The organism is Flavobacterium sp. 38 (genome assembly GCF_057799715.1).
Genome location: NZ_JBYNWZ010000012.1, coordinates 8,949 through 32,360, shown reverse-complemented (window position 1 = coordinate 32,360; position 23,412 = coordinate 8,949). Strand labels below are relative to the sequence as shown.

Sequence of the window (23,412 nt, the reverse complement as noted above, 5' to 3'; positions counted from 1 at the left end):
AGGAATCGGAAAATCACCAAATTCCGATTCCTTTAATCACCAAAGAACATATGTTCTAAAATAATAAACCTATAATGAGAAAAGTAAAATTGTATCTGACACTTGTGTTGGCAGGGCTCGCATTGCTTAGTTGCAACAACAAAAAAAGTAATCCCGAAGAAAAGAAAAGCGAAACTACTTCTGTAGAAAAAAGAGAAATCTGGACAAAAGATCAGGCCAATAAATGGTATGCAGAACAGCCTTGGTTAGTAGGGGCAAATTATTCTCCTAGCACAGCTATAAATCAGTTAGAGATGTGGCAGGAAGATACTTTTGACCCAAAAAGAATCGATCAGGAATTGGGCTGGGCAGAAAATTTGGGTATGAATGTAATGCGTGTGTATTTGCACGATTTACTGCATGAGCAAGATGCTGAAGGTCTTTACAAAAGAATGGACACTTTTTTAGGAATTGCAGATAAACACCACATTAAAACGCTTTTTGTATTGTTTGATTCTTGTTGGGATCCGTTTCCTGCTTTAGGAAAACAGCGTGCACCAAAACCGCATACACATAACTCAGGCTGGATGCAGAGTCCGGGACAAAAAGCATTACAGGATAAAACACAATATCCTCGTTTAGAAAAATATGTAAAAGAAACCGTAGCAAAATTCAAAGACGATAACCGTATTTTAGGTTGGGATGTTTGGAATGAACCAGATAATATGACGGGACCATCCTACGAAAAAGTAGAAATTAAAAACAAAGCGGATTTGGTTCTGCCTCTTTTAAAAGATGTTTTTGCTTGGGCGAGAGAAAGCAATCCGTCACAGCCATTAACTTCTGGCGTTTGGGTTGGTGATTGGAGCGATGAAGCTAAAATGAAACCAATGCATAAAATGCAGATCGAGCAATCTGATATTGTTTCTTTTCATAACTATGACAAGCCACAGGATTTTGAAAGAGTTATCAAACAATTACAGCGTTACGGAAAGCCATTAATCTGTACAGAATATATGGCAAGACCAAACGGAAGCACTTTTGAAGGATTCTTGCCAATCGCCAGAAAATACAATGTTGGTATGATCAACTGGGGATTTGTTGACGGAAAAACACAAACTAAATACGCTTGGGACAGTTGGACTAAAACCTATACTGCAGAGCCAAAAGTATGGTTTCACGAAGTGCTTCATACAGACGGAACGCCATACATAAAAGCAGAAACCGATTTGATTAAGAAAATGACTTCTGAAGCTAATCCGAAGAAATAATTAGAAAATGTGGCAATTTGATAATTTGATAATGAGAAAATGTGCCAATTAGAAAATTATTTAGCCACTCCCGATGGGTATCGGGATAAAATGATTAAATGGATTTTTTTTTCTCAAGCTATATAAAACATAGCCCAAGGTTTCAACCTTGGGTACGCAACGTAAACATAACGTGATTTACAATACGTTTCCCAAGGTTGAAGCCTTGGGCTATGTTTGAAAAAAAGATAAAAACAATTAGATAATGTGGCAATTATCAAATTGACTAATTGGCACATTAAAAAAAAACAAGCTTATGAAAACATTAAAAAACATATTTTTTCTAGCAACAATTTTAGTTGGTTTTTCTGCGAATGCCCAGCAGCCAGATCCGCCGGGGCAGGTGAAGGGAAATGAAAAAGCTAAAAACGAAGCCTATTTGTTTGCGCACATGACGCACAGCGATTATGGCAGATTGTATTATTCGGTAAGTCTGGACGGATTGCATTGGGAAAATCTAAACAGCGGAAAACGCGTTTTTGAAGAATACAAAGGTCATCCTGATATTTGTAAAGGTCCAGACGGAAAATATTACATCGCTGGAAACACAGGAGACGATGCGAAAGCTATTAATATCTGGGTTTCTGATGATTTGATTACGTGGAAAAAACATTCGGATTACACGCCAGATTTAAAAAGCACGCCAGATTATGCAAATGCTTTACAGCGAATTGGCGCTCCAAAACTATATTATGATGAACCATCGGGAAAATTCATTATGACATGGCATACACCGCATTTAGAAGGAACTAAAGAAGATGGCGAGCGCTATTGGGCTAGCCAGCGAACGTTGTATGTTTTGTCTAAAGATTTAAAAACGTTCGAAGGAACTCCAAAACGCTTATTCGATTGGGATATGGGAACCATTGATGTTTTTATTCGCAAAGTTGGCGATTCCTACTACGCCGTGATTAAAGACGAAACCTACCCAACTCTGTATTGGACAACTGGAAAAACCATCCGAATTGCCAAATCGAAATCCCTTTTAGGACCTTATTCTTTGCCCCAGCAATCTATCAGTCCAAACTTCAGAGAAGCGCCAATGCTGATTCCTTCTCCAGATGATAAAATATGGTACATGTATTACGAACAATATCCAGGAGTTTCGTATGGTCTATCGATCGCAGATAACCTAAACGGACCTTGGTATCAAGCCTCAGGCTACACTTTTTTCTCCGATTGGGACAAATACAGTCTCCCAGAAAAAGTACGTCACGGCTGTATGATTACAATCTCTAAAAAAGAATACGATAGTTTGGTCAAGAAATTTGGACTTACGAAGAAATTATAAGTTATGAATTATGAGTTATGAGTTATAAGTGTTTTGTCGCGATGGTTAAAAACCAACTAACAATTTATAACTCATAATTCATAACTCAAAAAAATTGGTTAGTTAAGTTAGTTTAGTTCTGTAATTATCGGGCTTATGTGGAGATGAGCCCGGTAATTCATTTTAGATTAGAAAATAGCGCAGAAATATTTAAACCATATAAGTCATATAAGTTCATATTAAAGTTTTTTAATGGCATGATAAATAAGAACTTATATGCTCTTGGCATAGTTTCAAACAGCAGCTCAAGCTAAAATGAACTTATATAACTTACATGGTTTTAAAAAAAATATTTACCATATAAGTCATGTAAGTTCATATTAAAGTTTTTTAGTTGGCGTGACAAATGAAAACTTATATGCTCTTGCCACAGTTTCAAGCTACAGCATAAACTAAAATGAACTTATATAACTTATATGGTTTAGAAAAAATAAAAAGATGAAAAGAAAAAATATACTATTTGTAGCCTTGTTTTCTGTTTTTGTATCCAATGCGCAATGGAAACCGCAAGGTGATAAAATAAAAACGAAATGGGCTTCGGAGGTTAATCCTGCGAAAGTGTTGCAAGAATATCCGCGTCCGATTATGGAGCGAAGCCAATGGAAAAACCTGAATGGATTGTGGAATTACAGCATTCAAGAAGCTGGAAAAGCAGCACCTTCAAAATACGACGGACAAATTTTAGTTCCGTTTGCGGCAGAATCCAGTTTGTCTGGCGTAATGAAAGAAGTAGGGGCTAAAAATGAACTTTGGTATGAAACCCATTTTTCGATTGAATCAGGTTGGAATGGAAAAAACATTCTGTTGCATTTTGGTGCTGTAGATTGGAAAACAGAAGTTTTTATCAATGATGTAAAAGTCGGTTCGCATACTGGCGGATATACGCCTTTTTCGTTTGATATTACGCCATTTATCAAAAAAGGAAGCAATCAGAAATTGGTTGTGAAAGTTTGGGATCCTTCAAACGATGGGCCTCAGCCGAGAGGAAAACAAGTTAAAAATCCGGAAGGAATCTGGTACACTCCAGTTACAGGAATTTGGCAGACGGTTTGGATCGAACCTGTAAATGCTAAGAATATTGTTTCATTACACAATACTCCCAATATTGATCAAAACACCATTAGCATAAAAGCAGCTGTTTCAGGAGCAGAAAAAGGTGATTTGGTAGAAATAGCAGTTTTGGATAGCGGAAAAGAAATCGCAAAACAAAAAGCTGTTATAGGTGAAAGTAATGATATTGTTTTGAACACGCCAAAATTATGGTCGCCTGAGAATCCTTTTTTATATCAGACTAAAATTCGCTTAATCAGCAAAAACAAAATCGTTGATGAGGTAAAAAGTTACTTCGCAATGCGTAAGATTTCGACTAAAAGAGATGAAAACGGTATTATGAGAATGCAGCTGAATAACAAAGATTATTTCCAATTCGGGCCTTTAGATCAAGGCTGGTGGCCAGACGGATTGTATACTGCGCCAACTGATGAAGCTTTAAAATACGATATCGTTAAAACGAAAGAATTAGGTTTTAATATGATTCGCAAACATGTAAAAGTAGAGCCGGAGCGCTGGTACACACATTGCGATCAGTTGGGGATTCTGGTTTGGCAAGATATGCCAAGCGGAGACGATCAGCCGATTTGGCAAAATAGAAAGTATTTCGACGGAACAGAATTGCAGCGTTCGCCAAAATCAGAAGAAATTTATAGAAAAGAATGGAAGGAGATTATGGATCATCTGTATTCTTATCCAAGTATCGTAGTTTGGGTTCCGTTTAATGAAGCTTGGGGACAATTTAAAACAGTTGAAATCACAGAATGGACTAAAAACCACGATCCAAGCCGATTAACAAATTCTGCAAGCGGTGGAAACCACTTCCAAACTGGCGATATTTTAGACCTGCACAATTACCCAGGACCAGAAATGTATCTGTATGATGCGAGACGAGTAACTGTTTTGGGAGAATATGGCGGAATCGGTCTTCCGTTGGAAGGACATTTGTGGAGAGCAAATGATAACTGGGGTTACATCAAATTTAAAAATGCGAATGAAGTTACCACCGAATACATAAAGTACGCGGAAATGCTTCGAAAATACGTTAAAACAGGATTCTCGGCTGCAGTCTACACTCAGACAACAGATGTGGAAGGTGAAGTAAACGGTTTTATGACCTACGATAGAAAAGTCGATAAAATGGATTTTAAAGCCGTGAACAAGATTAATACTGAGGTTATAAATGCTTTGAATTAAAAATGATCTTTTTTCTCTCACAGATTTAGCAAATCATGCAGATTTTTTTATCGGCTAAATCTGCCAAATCTGCGGGAGAAAATTAAACACATAGAAACATAGATTTTTAAAGCTTGAAAAAAGAGTGTAGAAAGAAACTAGTTTCTAACACATAGCTTTGAGAACATAGCCCAAGGTTTCAACCTTGGGTACGCAAGATTAGCGATTATACAATTGACAGCTTTGTCAAAGTTTTAAACTTTGACAAAGCTTACCGCAAAGGTTGGTCGCAACGCTATGTTAATTTTAACAAGTGAAACGCCTTTTGCAGATAAAGAAAAGCTATGTTTCTATGTGTTAAAGAAATCAAGCCAAAAAATATCAAAATGAAAAAACACCTAATTCTCTTACTGCTCACAACGATAGGTTTTGCGCAGCAGAAAACCTTCACAAATCCAATTTTGCCATCAGGAGCAGATCCTTACAGCACATATTACAAAGGCTATTATTACTACACCAATACGCTTGGCAATAAATTGACTTTGTGGAAAACAAAAGACCTTTCGGATATCAAAAATGCAGAAAGCAAAGTCATTTGGACTCCGCCAAAGAACACCAATTATTCCGCTGAGATTTGGGCGCCGGAATTTCATATCATCAACGGAAAATGGTATTGCTATTTTGCTGCAGATAATGGCGATAACAACAACCACCGCATGTATGTTTTAGAAAATAAATCATCTGATCCGTTTAAAGGCAATTTTGAATTTAAAGGAAAAATAGCGGCTAAAACTGATAAATGGGCCATTGATGGAAATGTATTCGAATACAAAAAGCAATTGTACATGATTTGGGCAGGCTGGGAAGGAGATACCAACGGACAGCAGAACATTTACATTGCTAAAATGAAAAATCCGCTTGAGATTGATGGCGATCGTGTTATGATTTCTGCGCCGACACACGATTGGGAAACATACGGAGCATTGCACGATGAGGTAAATCCGCCTCAGGTTAATGTAAATGAAGGGCCTCAGTTTTTAGAAAGAAACGGTAAAATCTTTATTGTCTTTTCTGCTAGTGGCTGTTGGACAGATTTCTATGCTTTAGGCTTATTATCGTTTATTGGCGATGATAATTTATTAGATCCAAAAGCATGGGTAAAAGCGCCAGAACCGATCTTTAAACAATCAGAAAAAAACAAAGTGTATGCTCCAGGCCATAATTCGTTTTTTAAATCGCCTGACGGAAAAGAAGATTGGATTTTGTATCACGCCAATTCAAATCCGGGAGAGGGCTGTGGAAATAAAAGATCGCCGAGAATGCAGAAAATCAGCTGGGATGCCAACGGATTTCCTGTTTTGGGCGAACCAGTAAGTGAAGGAACTCCATTGGCAATTCCTTCAAATTAATTAATCAGAGGATTGCTTCTCCTCACAATGACATAAAAAATGAAAAATATCCAAATAGCTGCAGTTTTGTTGCTGACAGTTTTTCAGTTTAGCTGTAAAGACGGCAAAAAAGAAAATGAAATTTCAAAAGAAACTGTTGAAATCAAATCAGATTCGATAAAAACGGTTTTAGATGCTAAAAATTTTGATACGATTATCGATGGCAAAAAAGTCAGTTTGTATTGGATCGAAAATAAAGGCATAAAAGCTGCTTTTACCAATTATGGCGGGCGATTAGTAGGTTTATGGATTGCTGATAAAAACGGAAAACAAACCGATGTAGTAGTCGGAATGAATAGCGTAAAAGGTTTTAAAAACTCCACCGAACCTTATTTTGGCGCCACAATTGGAAGAGTAGGCAACAGAGTTGCATTAGGGAAATTTACATTGGAAGGAAAGCAATATCAGATTCCGCTAAACAATGGTAAAAATGCTTTGCATGGTGGTGTAAAAGGCTTTCAAGACGTAGTTTGGAATGCAGAAAAGACAGATGGAAAGACTTTGGTTTTTACTTATGTTTCTCCAGATGGGGAACAAGGTTTCCCCGGAAACCTGAATGTAAAAGTGACGTATACGCTTACAGAGGACAAAACCGTAAAAATGGAATATGAAGCGACAACAGATAAAACTACCATTGTAAACCTGACGAATCACGCTTTTTTCAATTTGAATGGAGAAGGAAGCGGAACAATTTTAAATCACGAATTACAGATTTACGGAGATCAATTTACGCCAGTTGACGAAGGTTTGATTCCGACGGGAGAATTAAAAGCGGTAAAAAATACTCCGTTTGATTTTACATCAAAACATACCATTGGAGAAAGAATCGAAACGAAAGACGAACAGTTGAAATTTGGTAAAGGTTATGATCATAATTATGTACTGAATACGGTTAAAAAAGACGGTTTTGTTCATGCCGCAACGATAAAAGGCGATATTTCAGGTATTACTTTAGATATTTACACAGAAGAACCTGGAATACAGTTTTATAGTGGAAATTTCATGCAGAGTAAAAATATCTTTAAATCAGGTGCTAAGGATGATTTTAGAACTGCTTTTGCTTTAGAAACGCAGCACTTTCCAGATGCTCCAAATCAGCCGAAATTTGCTTCGATTGTTTTGAAACCAGGAGCGAAATATCATACGGTTTCTTTGTATAAGTTTTCTGTTTCGATGTAGAGGCGCACTGTAGTGCGTCTAACGCAGCGATTAATTTTACCACAGAGTTCGCTAAGGATTACGCAAAGATTCGCAAAGTTTTTTGTTTAATGAAGGTCGCAAAGACAATGTCGAGGCGTACTGCAGTGGTTTCCGCAAAGATTTTTGTTTATTGAAGGTTATGTAGAGGCGCACCGCAGTGCGTCTCACGCAAAGTGAATCCGCAAATGTAATTGTAGAAATAAATTGCCTTTTAGGATCGCAAAAAAAATAAAAGAATAGGAGCGTGCAGATTGTCAATTTTTGAAGAAACAAAATCAGATTTTTATCAAAGAGAATACGGAAATAGTTTTCCGAATTTCATAAAACAATTTCTGCTGTAATTACGAGCAAAAATTAACTGAAAGGTGTAAAAAAATCGCTATAGTTTTTATCTATATTGAAAATTTAACTGTTTAATTGTTAGCAATTAAAATGATTTTAATTAAATTAAAAAATTAACTTAAAATGAAAAAATATTTTAGCATTATAAGTCTGCTGTTTTTCTTTGTTTGCTGTTCGCAAGAGAAAGAAAATGACAAAAAAACGGCTTCAAAAGACAGCTCAATCTTGTTGGCGGATCCGACCATTTTTTATGAAAATGGAGTTTATTATTTGTATGGAACCACAACTGGAAATTTTCCTAACGGAGAAGGGTTTCAAGTTTACACTTCGACAGATTTAAAAAAATGGAAAGGTCCTGTCGGAGCGCAAAATGGTTTGGCTTTAAAAAAAGGAGATGCTTTTGGAACGAAAGGTTTTTGGGCGCCTCAGATTTTTAAATTCAACGGAAAATATCAAATTATTTATACGGCTGACGAAAATATCGCGATTGCAAGTAGTGATAGTCCGTTGGGGCCATTTAAAAACGATTCTAAGGCTCCAATGTTTAATTCGGGCAAACAGATCGATCCTTTCGTTTTTGTTGATCAGGATGGCAAAAAATACCTTTATCACGTGCGTTTGACTAATGGGAACCGAATTTTCGTCGCGGAATTAAAAGATGATTTGTCTGGAATTAAAGAAGAAACGCTTAAGGAATGCATTTCTGGAGTTCTTCCTTGGGAGAATACGCAAAATGTACCTTGGCCAGTAACAGAAGGGCCAACGGTTTTGAAACACAACGATTTGTATTATATGATTTATTCGGCAAACGATTTTAGAAATCCCGACTATGCTGTTGGCTATGCAATGGCTAAAAGTCCGTATGGGCCTTGGGAAAAAGCTGTTGATAGTCCGATAATCAGCCGTAAGGATGTTGGAATAAACGGAATTGGGCACGGAGATGTTTTTTATGATAAAAATGGAAAAATGAAATATGTCCTGCACACGCATTACAGCAATAGTGGGGTTTCGCCGAGAAAAGCAGGAATCATTGACATTGATTTTGAAGGAAATAAAATCAAAGCGAATGCTAAAAGTTTTGTCTTGCTAAAAGAGTGAAACTTGTGATTTTAGAGTTTGGTAACTTGAAAAGAGATGCTTCGGTGTCTCTTTTTTAATTTAAGCAATACAGAAACGAAATAAGTATTTAACAGAGATATAATTTAAAACGTTGCTTATTTCGGGTCAGATTCGTACATTGTTGCAAATTACAGAAACATGACTAAAAAAATAGAAGATTTAATTCCGCATAGGGCTCCGTTTCTCTTTGTTGATGAAATTATTTCTTATACAACGGAATCAATCATTGGTTTAAAGACATTTACAGAAAAAGATGCCTGGCTTCAGGGCAGTTTTCCAGATTTTAATTTTGTGCCTGGAACTATTTTAATCGAAGCAATGGCGCAGTGTGGCGGTGCCGGAATTAAACTTTTAGGAATTGCAGACGGCGTTTTTGGGTTAGTAAGTATGGATAATGTGGAGTTTTTTGGTGGTGTGGAGTTTAATAAACTGGTGAAATTTGTCGTGAAAAACATTCGCACAAGCGAAAAAATAATCAAGCAGTCGGGTGAAGCTTTTGATGAAGATAGGCTGATTATGAAAGGGGAATGGATGTGCGTGAAGCTTCAGTAGATAATAGAGACAAGGTGAGAGGCAAGAGAATAGAAAATAGAGGCAAGAAGCAAGACTTCTGCAAGATTTAGATAAAAGAAAAAAGCGTCCTAGAATTATCTAGGACGCTTTTTTACATTTTGGTGATGATGAATTCGCTTCGGCGGTTGATTTGATGCTGTGCTTCTGTACAGGGAACTCCGTTGGAGCAGTTATTGATTAATTGGGTTTCGCCATAACCAATGGCGCTTTCAATTCGTTCTGGTGCTACGCCTTGAGAAATTAGATAATCTCTCGTTGCTTTGGCTCTTCGGTCAGAGAGTTCTAAGTTGTATTGATCGTCGGCTCGGGAATCGGTATGTGATTCTATTTTAATGACTACGGAGTTATACTGATGCATTAAGAGAACTACCTTATTTAATTCTATTGCAGCATCATAACGAATATCATATTTGTCTAAATCAAAGAAAATAATTCCTATTTTTATTTTTAAAAGTCCGTTTTCACGAACAATCAAGGCGGGATCTAAACCAATCGGAACTTCTGTTATTCCAGAGTAATTTGGCATTATAACGGACTTATTATTGCTGTTGAAATTGTCTTTTGAAACTTCAATTGTATAAGTCGAATTGCAATTTAAAGTGCTGCCGAATTGATATTTTCCGTCAATCTGCGAAACCGTTTCTGCTATTTTTTCGCCATTTTGGTCTTTAAGAATCACTATAGCGCCTGCAATTTTACTGTTGGAAATGGCATCAAAAACATAACCATTGATCGACTGGTTGCAAAAACGCTCAAACGAATAAATATCATCGTCGCCTTTTCCTGTTTTCCTATTCGAACAGACAAAACCGCGATTGGTTTCTTCATTTACAATAAAAGCAAAATCGTCAAGATTGCTGTTTAAAGGCGCTCCAAGATTGGAAGGAGAATCAAAATTGCCATCTGCTATACGGCTTTCAAAAACATCAAGTCCGCCCAGGCCTAAAAAACCGTCAGAGGCAAAATACAAGGCTTGATCGGTAATGTACGGAAACATTTCACGTCCGGTTGTATTGACTTTTTCGCCCAAATTTCTCGGATTAGAAAATTGATTATTGCCTAGAATGTCCACTACAAAAATATCGGTCGAACCAATAGTTCCGGGCATATCAGATACAAAATATAGTTTTTTGCCGTCTTTGCTTACTGTAGGCTGCCCAACTGAATAATTGTCGCTGTTAAAAGGAAGTTCTTTCACGTCTTTCCACGAAACAGTTCCATTGCCGTTTTCTACCGCTGTAGCAGAGAAAATTTTGAGGTTATTAATTCCTTTGCTATCGCGTTTTAATTTGCCGTTATAATTGTTTCTGGTAAAATAAATTGTTTTTTCGTCAGGCGAAAATGCCACGCAGGCCTCGTGATACTGTGTCGTAATTTCTTTTCCGAATTTTTCTTTAAAAGTAACATTAGACTGCGTTTCGCTAATTTTTCCCAATTGCATGTTGAGATAAGGCTGATCATTCCAACCGTATTTACTCGTTTTCACATACGAAGAATCGATTGTTGTGGAGTAGACCAAATCTCCTTTGTAAAACATGGGGCCAAAATCAGAATATGCCGAATTGATTTCAAGATTTTCCAGTACAAATGACGGTTTAATGTTCTCAATATCTTCTATAGTCACATTTTTAAGCGAATAATTCTGCGCTCGAACATCGGTAGTTTTTTGTTTAGCGGCAAAAGCTTTCATCCATTTTTTTGCCAATTCATAATTTTGAATTCCCTGCAATGATTGGGCGTAACGAAATAGATATTCTGGAGCCACTTCATTCGGATATTCAGCAATCAATTTTCCGTACCAATTGCTGGCTCTTCGCATTTGCGTATTAAAATAGTGCGCGTCGCCAATACGCTGCAGTATTTCTCTGGAGTTGTCGCCACTGTTTATAGACATTTCATAAGATTTTGCTGCTTCGACATAGTACATTTTGTCAAACAACGCATCTGCGGCCTTATTTTTGGTCTGCGAAAATGCCATCTGAATGATGAGCAGTACGAGTATAGTAATTCTTCTTTTCATAGACGGTCGTATTAAAAGAATCTTGGTGATTTTAGTCCTTTTTTGCGGTTAACCAATTCAAAACGAAGCACGATTTCGTGGGTTCCGTTGTTGTAGTTATTCAGCTGTGTCGTGGTGTAATCATAAGAATATCCAACCATAAACATGGGCGAAATCTGTATTCCTGCCAAAGCACTTACCGAGTCTGAAGTTCGATAAGAAGCACCAAGCGTAAAAGCATTATTAAACATGAAATTTGCTGAGAAATCGGCAATTATTGGCGCTCCGGAAACATATTTAAATAAAACCGCTGGTTTGAATTTGGTATGCGCCGAAAGATCAAAAACAATTCCTCCAATCAGATAAACATGTATTCTTTGATTCACAAGATCATCGCTAATATCATCATAGGTATAGCGTTCTCTAGTCATGAAGTTAGGAACCGAAAGTCCGATATAATCTCTTTCTCCATGCCAGTACAATCCAGCACCAACAACAGGAAGAAATTTATTGGTTATATTTTCTCTAAACTCGGCATCTGGGTCTCTGTAACTTCCTTTTGTCCAGTCAATATTGATGACGCGTCCGCCTCCTTTAATACCAAAAGAAAGTTTGTGCGTTTCTCCCGATTGAATCGTATAAGAGAAGTTGGCATCGAGATATTGTTCTTCTGATGGACCAATTTCTTCATTAACGATCGAAATTCCTAACCCCAGATTTTTGGCGACTGGAGTGTCTAATGAAAAGCTCTGCGTGTCTGGCGCGCCTTCAATTCCAACCCACTGCGTTCTTATAAGTCCGGTAACGGTTAAATGGCCTAATGAACCTGCATAGGCTGAGTTTACGGTCATGGTATTATACATATACTGCGTGTACTGCGGATCTTGCTGCGCCATTGCTCCAGAAACCGAAAGCAATGTGATGATGGCGAAAACCTTTTTTATATTTTTAATCATAGCCAATTTGAATTTTGGTTAATCCTATTTCTTAATTTGTAGTGCCCTGCTGTTTTATTTTAGATAAAGCCATCCAGAGGTTTTTTTAGAACCGTCGCCTAAATCGAGAATATAGAAATAGGTGCCTTCAGGGAGTGTTTTAGCAGAGCCATCTGCTTTTCCGTCCCACGTATTGTCGTATCCTTTTTTATAGTAAACCAAATTACCCCAGCGGTTGAATATTTCGAGCTGATTGTCTGGATAGCGTTCGATACAGTCAATGTAGAACGTATCGTTTTGTCCGTCATCGTTTGGTGAAAATTCATTATAAATCTTAAAGCAGTCTGCTTTTACGCTGGCGCTGTCTTGATTGTTGCTAGAATTGGTATCGATCTGATCCAGTTTGGTTAAAGTAGCGGTATTTACATAGTCATTAAAATCAACCACTTTTACAATCAAGGTCAAGGTTTGTCCGCTGCCAGGATTAATAGAAGGTATGGACCAAATTCCTTTTGATGCATTGTAGCTTCCTGATGTAACGGTTGCGCCTACAAATGAATAGCCTTTTGGAAGCACATCTTGAACTTCAACATTTGTCGCTGCGAGACTGCCTAAATTATCTGCCGTAATGGTAAAAGTGACTTCACTGTTCATCGGCACATCTGTTTTATCGACAGTTTTATTTATGGCTACATCAGTTGATGGAATATTGATGAATTCCGAATCTTCATCGTCTTCACTCTGATCTCCTTTATCGTTATTTGGCGTTGAATCAGGATCAAACTGATTGCTCGCGGTAACTTGCGCGATGTTTACATAATCGGTATGTTGCAGTCCGTGAGGATCTCCGACAACTGCTGAGTAGGTCAGTGTGATACCGCCAATAGGAACAGTTAAGCCAGTCCATTTGATGCTGCTCAGACTTAAAATACCGCCATTGCTGATGTTCGAAATGTTTTTGTAGCCAACAGGCATTACATCTTCAATACTTACACCAGTTGCTTCTGCAGGGCCTTCATTGCCAATTTGAAGAGTGAAATTAACAGTTTCGCCAACATTTGCATTCTGATTATTGACTGTTTTGTTGAGGCTTAAATCGGCTACGTTAACATTTATAGTAAGACTGTCATAATCATCTTCTGTAGTGACACCGTTGTTTGGTGTCGAATCTGGATCGGGCAGGTTACTGGCGGTGATTTCTGTAACATTGGTGTATTCTCCGCTTTGACCAGAAGGCGGATTGACACGAACATATACTTGCAATGTCTGTGTAGCGCCAGCGTTTACAATTCCTGTGTTCCAGTTTCCGGTAACAAAGTTGTAAATACCGCTTGTTGCCGTATAGGTAAGATAGGTAAATCCTTTTGGAAGCAGGTCTTTTACCATAACGCCGCTGGCATTTCCTGGCCCATCATTGCTAACGGTTACTTCGAATATAATGTTGGCGCCAACATCAAAAGATGTATTTCCGCTGAGTGTCTTTTTTTCGATAGATAAATCTGCCTGAACAATTACTGGTGTCACAGCAATACTGTCATAATCGTCTTCTGACGATATACCATTTCCAGGTGTACTGTCTGGATCATGCTGATCAGATGTCATAATTTCTGCAATGTTTAAATATTCGTTTGCAGCACCTGTAGGCGTTTTTACAAATACATTTAACAATAATGTGTGACTGTTTCCAGGAAGAATAATTCCCGGAGTCCATTCGCCCGTAATTTGATTATAACTTCCAGAAGTAGCATTATAGAATATATAATCATATCCTGGAGGCAAAACATCTTTGATCGTTACGCCTGTGGCAGCGCTCGGACCCGAATTTCGTACCGTAATAGAGAATGATATTGGAGCGCCTACATCTGGTGTCAATATATTATTAACGACTTCTTTTTCTAAAGAAAGATCGGCAACAGCCATAACAGGAGTGAGTGTTTCAGAATCCATATCGTCTTCGCCTGCAATTCCGTTGTTTGGCGTACTATCTGGATCAGATTGGTCTGAAGAATATACTTCTGCTATATTTTGATAATTTCCTGCTGGATTTACAATTGCTGATACCAATAAAGTTTCAGAATCTCCGGCTAGAATAGTGCCAATATTCCATATTCCCGACGTATTGGCGTAATTTCCAGCGGTTGAGCTGTAAACCAAATAATCATAACCACTTGGCAGTAAATCCAGTACTTGCACTCCTGTTGCATTTTGTGGGCCATCATTTTTAACTGTAATTTCAAATGTTACTGTGGCGCCAAAAATCGGACTAAGATTACCGCCAACTAATTCTTTCGTTAGAGATAAATCGGCTTGAGAAGCAACTGGAACTGTCGATACAGAAGCATAATCATCTTCGGTTGTTATTCCATTGTTAGGAGTCGAATCAGGATCAGGAAGTGTACTTGCGGTTACTTCTGCAATATTGAGATAATTTCCAGTTCCGTTTACAATAGCCGTCAATTGTAAGGTTTGAGAATCGCCGCTTATTAACGAACCAATTGTCCATTTACCAGTTGTACTGTTGTAAGTTCCTTTTGTAGCTGAGAAACTGCTAAAAGTGTAGCCATTTGGAAGAAGATCTGTAACTTCTACGCCAGCAGTATTTTCTGGACCATCATTTTTAATGATAATTTCGAAAGTTACCGGTGTTCCAATTAAAGGAGTAGGTTTATTTACTGTTTTAGTCAATGATAAATCAGCAGATTGAACTAAAGGATTGGTTGTTGCCGTATCATAATCATTTTCACCACTAATTCCATTACCTGTTGTAGAATTTGGATCTGGCAGAGCGCTAGACGTTACTTCAGCAATATTTTCATAGTTTCCTGTCGGATTTACTACTGCTGTAATTTGCAATACGTGGTTATCGCCATTAGCAAATGAACCGATATTCCAAACTCCAGTTGCTGGGTTGTAACTGCCTTTTGAAGTATTGTAGCTGCTAAAAGTATATCCAGAAGGCAGTAAATCTGTTACGGTTACACCAGTTGTATTTTGAGGGCCGTAATTTTCAACTATAATTTCAAAAACAACAGTAGAACCGGTTAAAGGGGTTGGATTATTAACGGTTTTTGTTAAAGCCAAATCGGCAGATAATTGGTTTGGAACTGTAGTTGCTGATGCATAATCATTCTCTGTCGTAACTCCGTTATTTGGAGTGGAATTCGGATCAGGAAGATCGGCTGCTGTAACTTCGGCAGTATTCAAATAATCTCCAGAAGCATTTACAATTGCTGAAATCTGTAAAGTTTCTGAATTTGCATTTAATAAATTGCCTATTGTCCATACTCCGGTTACGGGATCATAAGTTCCTTTTGAAGTGGTAAATGATGAAAAAGTATATCCAGACGGCAGTAAATCGGTTACCGCAAGTCCAGTGTTGTCATTTGGGCCATTATTTGTAACTACAATTTCAAAATTAACAATCGATCCAACTAAAGGAGTTGCATTGTTTACTGTTTTTGTTAAAGAAAGATCTGAAGATTGTGCTGTTGGAGTGGTTGAAACCGATGCGTAATCATTCTCTGTCGTAATTCCGTTATTTGGAGTAGAATTCGGATCAGGAAGATTGCTGGCGGTCACTTCTGCGACATTCAGATAATCTCCAGTTGTGTTTACCGTTGCTAGAATTTGAAGTGTTTCTGATTTTCCATTTTCTAAATTCCCTACAGTCCAAATTCCTGTCGTAGGATTGTATGTTCCAGTTGAAATCGTAAAGTTGGAGTAGGTATATCCAGATGGCAGTAAATCGGTTACGGTTACTCCAGCTGTATCTTGCGGGCCATTATTAGTTACCACAACTTCAAAAGTAACTACAGAACCCACAATCGGTGTTGCATTATTAACGGTTTTGGTTAAAGATAAATCGGCATATTGCAATGTTGGCGCTGTTATAGCAGTTGCATAATCATCTTCGGTGGGAACGCCGTTGTTTGGAGTAGAATTCGGGTCAGTAAGATCAGCGGCTGTTATTTCGGCAATATTCAAATAATCTCCTGTCGCATTTACAGTTGCTGTAAGCTGTAAAGTTTCAGATTTTTGATTAACAATATTAGCCAGTGACCAAACTCCAGTTACAGGGTCGTAAGTTCCTGTTGAAATCGTAAAACTGTTGTAGGTATATCCTGAAGGCAGTAAATCTGTTAATTCAACATTTGTATTGTCTTGTGGCCCGTTATTGGTGATAACAATTTCGAAAGTTACCTGAGAACCTACAAACGGAGTTGGATTGTCTACTTTTTTAGTCAATGATAAATCGGATGAAAGCGGAACTGGCGTTACAGCTGCGGTAGCATAATCGTCTTCTGTCGTCACTCCGTTGTTTGGTGTAGAATTTGGGTCAGGAAGATCGGCTGCTGTTATTTCAGCTATATTTAAATAATCCCCTGTTGCGTTTACGGTTGCTATTATTTGAAGAGCTTCCGTTTTTCCATTAGGGATAATACCGATATTCCATACCCCAGTAACAGGATTATAAATTCCAGTTGAAGCATTATATTCGCTGTACGTGTATCCTGAAGGCAATAAATCTGTTACCAGAACTCCAGGATTATTTTGAGGGCCATTGTTGGTTACGGCAATTTCAAAAGTAACTCTAGAACCAACTAATGGAGTTGTGTTATTGACTGTTTTAGTTAATGATAAATCGGATGAAAGCGGAATAGGAGTGGTGCTAGCCTCAGCATAATCATCTTCTGTCGTTACTCCGTTGTTTGGAGTAGAATCAGGGTCTGGCGTGTCACTGCTGGTTACTTCGGCAGTGTTTGTGTAATTTCCGGTGGCATTTACAGTTGCTATTAACTGTAAAGTTTCAGATTCTGTATGACGCAAAATATCCAAAGACCATACCCCAGTTGTACTATCATAAGTGCCGCTAGTTGCATTAAAACTGCTCAAAGTATATCCAGAAGGCAGTAAATCTGTTACGGTGACGTTTGCAGTATCTTGTGGGCCATCATTTGTAGCAATTATTTTAAAGACAACAGTAGAACCAACCAACGGCGTCGGATTATCAACTGTTTTTGTTACAGATAAATCGGCAGACGGCTGGGTTGGGGTAATTGTTGCGTTGTCTTCATCATCTTCGCTTTGATCTCCGTCATCATTATTTGGCGTCGAATCTGGATCTGGAAGATCACTTGCAGAAACCTGTGCAATGTTGAAATAATCGCCAGTCGGCAGGACTTTTACAATAAGAATAAGAGAGGCAGAGGCTCCATTATTCAGCGGACTTACTTTCCATATTCCTGTAGTATTGTCATAAATACCATCTGTTGAGCTGTAATTAATAAACTGATAGCCTGAAGGCAGTAAGTCTGTAATTTCTGCCAAGGAGACATTGTTTGGACCGTCGTTTCTAACAATCAGTTCAAAAGCAATTTCGCTTCCTATTACAGGTGAAGTATTGCCGCCCACTACACTTTTTGTTAAAGATAAATCGGCAGAAGGGCCAATAAAAGTAATCTGCGCATTAGATTCATCATCTTCGCTTTGGTCGCCGTCATCATTATTTGGTGTTGAATCTGGATCTAATAAATCACTTGCGGTAACTTGAGCGGTATTGAGATAACTTCCTGTAGGGTTTACAGTGGCTTTAAAAGTAAGATTTAAGTTTGCTCCATTAGCCAAAGAAAGGTTTTTCCAGTCTACTGCGGCATTTGCGACTTGATAGGTTCCTCCGTTTGAAACGGAACCAGGCAGCAGCGTATATCCAACTGGGATAATATCCTGAATGGCTACTCCAGTTGCGTTTCCAGGACCATTATTGCGTAAATTAAGTGTAAAATCGACTACATCACCAGCTTTTGCAGACAATGGTAAAACTGATTTTGTAAGTTCTAAATCGGCAAGTTTCAGATTGACCGTTGCGCTGCTCATATCATCTTCAGGAAGCCCATTTCCAGGTGTACTATCAGGATCGATCTGGTTGGCTGTTCTGATTTCAGAAGTATTGACATAATTGGCAGCTGTAGATACATTTACTTTAGCCGTAATCTGAAGCGCTATCGAGTTTCCGTTATTTAAATTGCCTATTGTCCATACACCCGTTGTTCGATTGTACTTGCCTCCGCCATTGTCGCTGACATACGTATACCCAGAAGGCAATTGTTCAGAAACCGTAATTCCTGAAGCATTATTTGGTCCGCTGTTTGTCACTCGAATTGTGAAGATTACATTATCGCCAATGCTTACTGTAGATGGAGATACGGTTTTTTGAAGCGATAAATCGGCTACATCTAATATAACTGTTGCATCGTCCTGATCATCTTCAGTTGCAATTTGATTATTGGGAGTACTATCTGGATCATATTGGTCTGAAGCGATAACTTCGGCTACATTGGTATAAGAACCTGTTGATCGAATCGTAGCCTTATAAGTTAGATTTCTTGTTCCGCCGTTTGGAACTGTAAGATTGCTCCAAGTTATCGTATTGTCTCCAGCATTATACTGTCCAGCAAAATTGGCAGATCCTGGTACAATGGTATAACCGGTCGGAATATAATCTCGAACCGCAACACCTGTGGCATTTACGGTTCCTCCCAATGAGTTGTTATTGTAAACCTGAAGGCTAAATGTTACAACATCCCCGGCACTTCCTGTAACTGGCGTAACGGATTTAGTTAATTCTAAATCGGCAACAGACAATATAACAAGTGTCATAGTATCTGATGAGACAGCACAATTACCATTTGTTACAGTCCATTCTAAAACGTAGGTTCCTGAAACAGTTCCTGCAATAGCGGTAGTTGGCGAAGTATTGTCAGCAAATCCCACAGTACTAGGCCCAGAAATTTGTGTCCAAGTTCCCGTACCTACACTTGGTGTTACGGCATTCATATTAACTGCTGTAAATTGAGGCACAACTTGATTTGGTCCTGCATTTGCAGTAGATGGAGGAGCATATATGGTAACTAAAACAGAGTCTTCAGATATACAGCTATTTGTACTGGTAACTGTCCAGAGAAATTCATACGTTCCGGGAATAAGGCCAAGCATAGGCGAATTTTCTTCATCTGGAGACCCGATGATAGCGGTATTGGGGCCTGAAACCTGCGTCCATGCGCCATTTCCTGAAGTTACGATTTCAGCAGCCATAGTGGTAGTAGTCACATTGCATAATTCCTGATCAGGCCCTGCATTTGCAATTGATGGCGGGATATCGGTAAATGTTATAGAAACTGTATCAGATGATGGCTGGCATAATGATGGACTGGTAAAAGGTCCATTGGTCACAGTCCATGTTAATACATAAGTGCCTAAAACATCTACATTTGACAAAGTAGTTACAGGACTATTTGGATTGTCGATTACAGCATTGGCTCCAGAAGGTTGTGAAGCGAATGTCCAAGTTCCGATACCAACTGCAGGAGGAACTGCAGCAGTTTTGTATGTCGTCTGACAAGCTACAGCATCGTCGGGACCTGCGTCGGCTGTGCTTGGCGGAGCATTCATTTCTATTCTGACAATATCGGAAAGGGAACGGCAATTATTGCTTTCAAATACCCATTCTAAAATATAAAGACCAGGAACAGTCAGGTTTGTAACCGTTGTTAGCGGGGCAGATGGAGTAGTAATTACGGCTACGCTTCCAGGAGGCTGATAAACAAATCGCCATTCAAATAAAGTCACGTCTGGATTAGGCACATTTCCGCTCATTGTAGCAGTGCCGCCCACATCATTAATACATAAAGTTTGATCTGGTCCTGCGTTTGGATCAAGGCTTGGGCCATCAAAAATGGTAACATTTACAGAATCTGTAGATCCTGGACAATTGCTTCCATCTGGAAAAGTTGTTGTAGTTGTAGTATAAGTAAAAACATAATCATTACCCGGAACAACAGTTGCATTGGCAATATAACTGTTAGAAGGAGACTGTGTAATGAGAACATCGCCAGTATTTCCAGTTGTACTGGTAAGGGTCCATGTTCCTGTAGAATTTTCATTGGCAACAAGCTGAATACTAGTTACATCACAATAAGATTGGTCAGCTCCTGCATTGGCTGTAGGGGTTACAACAACAGTTACGTCGTCAAAACTTCCATCGCATAAAAAGATACTTTTGGCTGTGATGGTCCATCTAAAGGTGTACGTTCCAGCAACCAATCCGTTAATCACGGTATTTGGATTTGAAGGATCAACAATAGTCGGCTGATTTGGCGCACCAGTAAGCACAGACCATTGTCCTAATTCGAAAAAACTATCGTAAGAGTTTCCAGCCATTGTAACGCTGGTACTATTACATACGTTTTGGTCGGGTCCTGCTACTGCTGGTTTCGGCGGAATTCCGACTGTAAGTTCAATATCATCAAATGCCTGACCGCAGACGTTAGCATCTACTGTCCATCTAAAAATGTAATAACCGCTATAACTAAAGGTAAATACCGCATTAGGATCATGTATATCGCTAATGGTGTATTGTCCTACACCAGAAATTCTTGTCCAAGTACCAATACCACCACCGCTGCTTGTGGCTGCCATATTAATGGTATCACCGCAAGTTTCTTGATCTGGACCTGCATCGGCAGTAGGAGGAGTATCTGCAATAGTTACCGAAACACTGCTTGAACTTGCTAAACAGTTTCGTATTAAAGGGTTTAAAGTCCAAGTAAATACATAAGTACCGTTTCCAGGAACAGTAACCAAAGTATTCGGATCAGTGTTGTCTGCGATAATAACTCCAGCAGAAGGTGTTACCGTCCATTCTCCAGTTTCTAGCAAAGTCGGTGTGTTTCCAGCCAAGTTAAATGAATTTACACCAGAAGAATAACAGGTATCTGGTCCTGCATCTGCGTTGGATGGTGCTGTGCTTGTATTGGTAAGAACGGTTACAGTGTCTGAAACCGAAAGGCTACAGGAAGGTCCTGGATGAAGATACGAAATGGTCCATTGCAATTCATAAGATGAGGCTCCTGTGCTGAAACCGGTGGCAACCGCATTTGGATCATGAATATCAGAAAAAGTAATGGTATTTGGACCCGAAACTTGGCTCCATTCTCCTTGTTCACCGCTTTGCGGAGGAGTGGCGGAAAGCGGTACCTGCGAGTTTATACAAACTACTTGATCTGTACCAGCATCTGTTGGGCTTAATGAGGTTTCCGATACATAAACGGTAACTGTCGAAACAGAAAAACCGCAAGTCGCTCCGCCACCTTTTGTTATATATTGAAAAACATAGGTTCCAGGAATAAGGCCAGAAACAGGGGTGTCTATAGCAAAATTATCTGCAATAACTGCCTGATTTGGACCAGAAAGCTGACTCCAAAAGTGCATTCCTTCTTCAGTGCTGACTCCAGAAAGTATAGTAGTCGTATCTCCGCAAGGAAGACTTACATCTGTACCCGCATTAGATGGCGTCGGATCTCCCGAAACTAATATATTTAAAGTGTCAAATCCGTAATCGCAACCTACGTTTAATGAGCCATTTTCGCTTCTTATAAATTCTACTGTATAATCTCCAGAAGCGGTTAGCGTAAGTGTAACCGAATTTCCTATGGTTTGCAAAGCAGTTGGAAAAGGCCCAAGAGGAGAACTATCTGGCCCGCTCACAATTCTATATTGATTAATCCCAGCACCCGTTACCGTAAGCGGAATAGTAAAAACAGTCGCGTTACAGCTTCCTACGATATCATCGCCATTATTGGCACTAATGGTTCGCGTAGGACCATTATATTGTATAATGTAATCTTTGCTAAAAATACAACCTGTATTACTATTGGTTAAAGTATAGCGAAATCTGTAAGGAGCTCCAGTACTGGAAATATTGGTTATCAAGGTAGTAGGATTAGTAGGAGAAACAATCACAGCTCCAGCACCTCCAGAAACTTGAGTCCATTGAACGGTTTCTCCAGCGTATAATGGCGTTTGCGCTACAAGAGTTGCTTGTGTAATAGTATTGTCGCAAAAATTGATCACTTCATCACCGCCAGGAAGTGTTGTTACATCTTGGGTTGCCGCGGGAACTATGATATTTACAGTATCATTGCCAGCAGCACATGGTCCAGTAACGGTCCATCTAAAAGTATAAGTACCTTGTGTAAGATTAGAAACTTGTGTGTTGTTAGAATTAGAATTGCTAATTGTCGGAGTGCTTGGCCCGCTTACAAATGTCCATTGGCCCGATTGTCCGTTTAAGCCACAGCCTCCATAAGTTGCAGTAAGGTTAGCAGTTTGAGTTGTAGTATAACAATTGCTCAATGTTTGATCGGGACCTGCATTTACGGGTTTAACCCCTCCGTAATTGGTAACCGTAATTTGAGATGTTGTTCTACAGCGCTGTCCTGGTGCAAATTCTGGGCCTTCAATAACCCATTGAAGTGTAGACACGCCGCATCTTACTGCTGGAAGTGTGATGGTTGAGGTTGGCAAATTCGGAAAATTGATCACAACTCCCGCGTCATTAGCGCCTACAATTTCCCAATGTGCCGTTTCTCCAGTATTTTGAGGCGCATTTGCAGATATGGTTAAAGTCCCCGAACTGTTTGGGCAACTGGCAATATTTACTCCAGCATTAGCCATCGTTATAGGCTTTACATTTACCACTTTATCCTGATACGATACAATGCCATCTCCACAAGTCGCGCTATATCTAAATATATAAGTATTTCCGCCGGTGTAGCCTGATACGGTTGTAGAAGGACTATTTGGTGAGTTGATAACCACCGCTGGTCCAGAAATCTGTGTCCATAAAACCGTTCCAATTATCGGAGAAGGTGTGTTTCCTGTTAAAACCAAAGCGTCTGTTTCGCAAAGGGTTACATTCAGAACTCCAGCATTTACTGTACAGTTTTGTGCATTTGCTTGAAAAGCAGCAAGAAAAATGAATAATGCAGTAAAAGCCAGTTTTTTAGATAAAGTATAAATTCTCCAGGAAAAGTAAAAATGTGCCATAAGCAATTGGGAATGAAAAGGCAGCACAGGAAATTTCTAACCACCTTAAATTAATAAATTGTTTTAA

Annotated in this window: 10 protein-coding genes; 7 read left to right on the top strand and 3 right to left on the bottom strand. The window is 38.9% G+C overall.

Annotated features, from left to right (window positions below; translation table 11 throughout):
- Window positions 1-74 precede the first annotated feature (74 nt).
- The 7 genes from AC3E9W_RS20530 (at window position 75) to AC3E9W_RS20500 (ending at window position 9,506) form a co-directional block, all read left to right on the top strand.
- A complete protein-coding gene (locus AC3E9W_RS20530; RefSeq protein WP_488769823.1) occupies window positions 75-1,250 on the top strand; it encodes a cellulase family glycosylhydrolase in 1,176 nt (391 codons plus the stop codon).
- A gap of 295 nt (window positions 1,251-1,545) precedes the next feature.
- Entirely contained in the window at window positions 1,546-2,580 is a 1,035-nt protein-coding gene (locus AC3E9W_RS20525; RefSeq protein ID WP_488769822.1) for a glycoside hydrolase family 43 protein, read from the top strand.
- Between the two features lie 477 nt (window positions 2,581-3,057).
- Window positions 3,058-4,866 carry a glycoside hydrolase family 2 protein gene (locus AC3E9W_RS20520; protein WP_488769821.1) on the top strand — a complete coding sequence of 603 codons (1,809 nt, stop codon included), beginning with the start codon at window positions 3,058-3,060 and terminating at the stop codon, window positions 4,864-4,866.
- Between the two features lie 365 nt (window positions 4,867-5,231).
- Entirely contained in the window at window positions 5,232-6,254 is a 1,023-nt protein-coding gene (locus AC3E9W_RS20515) for a glycoside hydrolase family 43 protein (protein ID WP_488769820.1), read from the top strand.
- Window positions 6,255-6,293: 39 nt separating this feature from the next.
- Window positions 6,294-7,472 (top strand): aldose epimerase family protein, encoded by a 1,179-nt coding sequence (locus AC3E9W_RS20510; RefSeq protein ID WP_488769819.1) that lies wholly within the window; start codon window positions 6,294-6,296, stop codon window positions 7,470-7,472.
- A 486-nt stretch (window positions 7,473-7,958) separates the two neighbouring features.
- A complete protein-coding gene (locus AC3E9W_RS20505; RefSeq protein ID WP_488769818.1) occupies window positions 7,959-8,933 on the top strand; it encodes a glycoside hydrolase family 43 protein in 975 nt (324 codons plus the stop codon).
- A 159-nt stretch (window positions 8,934-9,092) separates the two neighbouring features.
- Window positions 9,093-9,506, top strand: coding sequence for a 3-hydroxyacyl-ACP dehydratase FabZ family protein (locus AC3E9W_RS20500; RefSeq protein WP_306160152.1), 414 nt, complete (start codon window positions 9,093-9,095; stop codon window positions 9,504-9,506).
- A gap of 112 nt (window positions 9,507-9,618) precedes the next feature.
- Here the strand turns inward: AC3E9W_RS20500 and AC3E9W_RS20495 are convergent, their stop codons facing one another.
- Genes AC3E9W_RS20495 through AC3E9W_RS20485 form a run of 3 tightly spaced genes read right to left on the bottom strand, consistent with a single transcriptional unit; the run spans window position 9,619 to window position 23,345 of the window.
- On the bottom strand, window positions 9,619-11,547 hold the full coding sequence (locus tag AC3E9W_RS20495; RefSeq protein ID WP_488769817.1) for an OmpA family protein: 1,929 nt from the start codon (window positions 11,545-11,547) through the stop codon (window positions 9,619-9,621).
- Window positions 11,548-11,558: 11 nt separating this feature from the next.
- Window positions 11,559-12,482 carry a PorP/SprF family type IX secretion system membrane protein gene (locus AC3E9W_RS20490; RefSeq protein ID WP_306160156.1) on the bottom strand — a complete coding sequence of 308 codons (924 nt, stop codon included), beginning with the start codon at window positions 12,480-12,482 and terminating at the stop codon, window positions 11,559-11,561.
- Window positions 12,483-12,536: 54 nt separating this feature from the next.
- Window positions 12,537-23,345 carry a PKD domain-containing protein gene (locus tag AC3E9W_RS20485; protein WP_488769816.1) on the bottom strand — a complete coding sequence of 3,603 codons (10,809 nt, stop codon included), beginning with the start codon at window positions 23,343-23,345 and terminating at the stop codon, window positions 12,537-12,539.
- Between the last annotated feature and the right edge of the window lie 67 nt (window positions 23,346-23,412).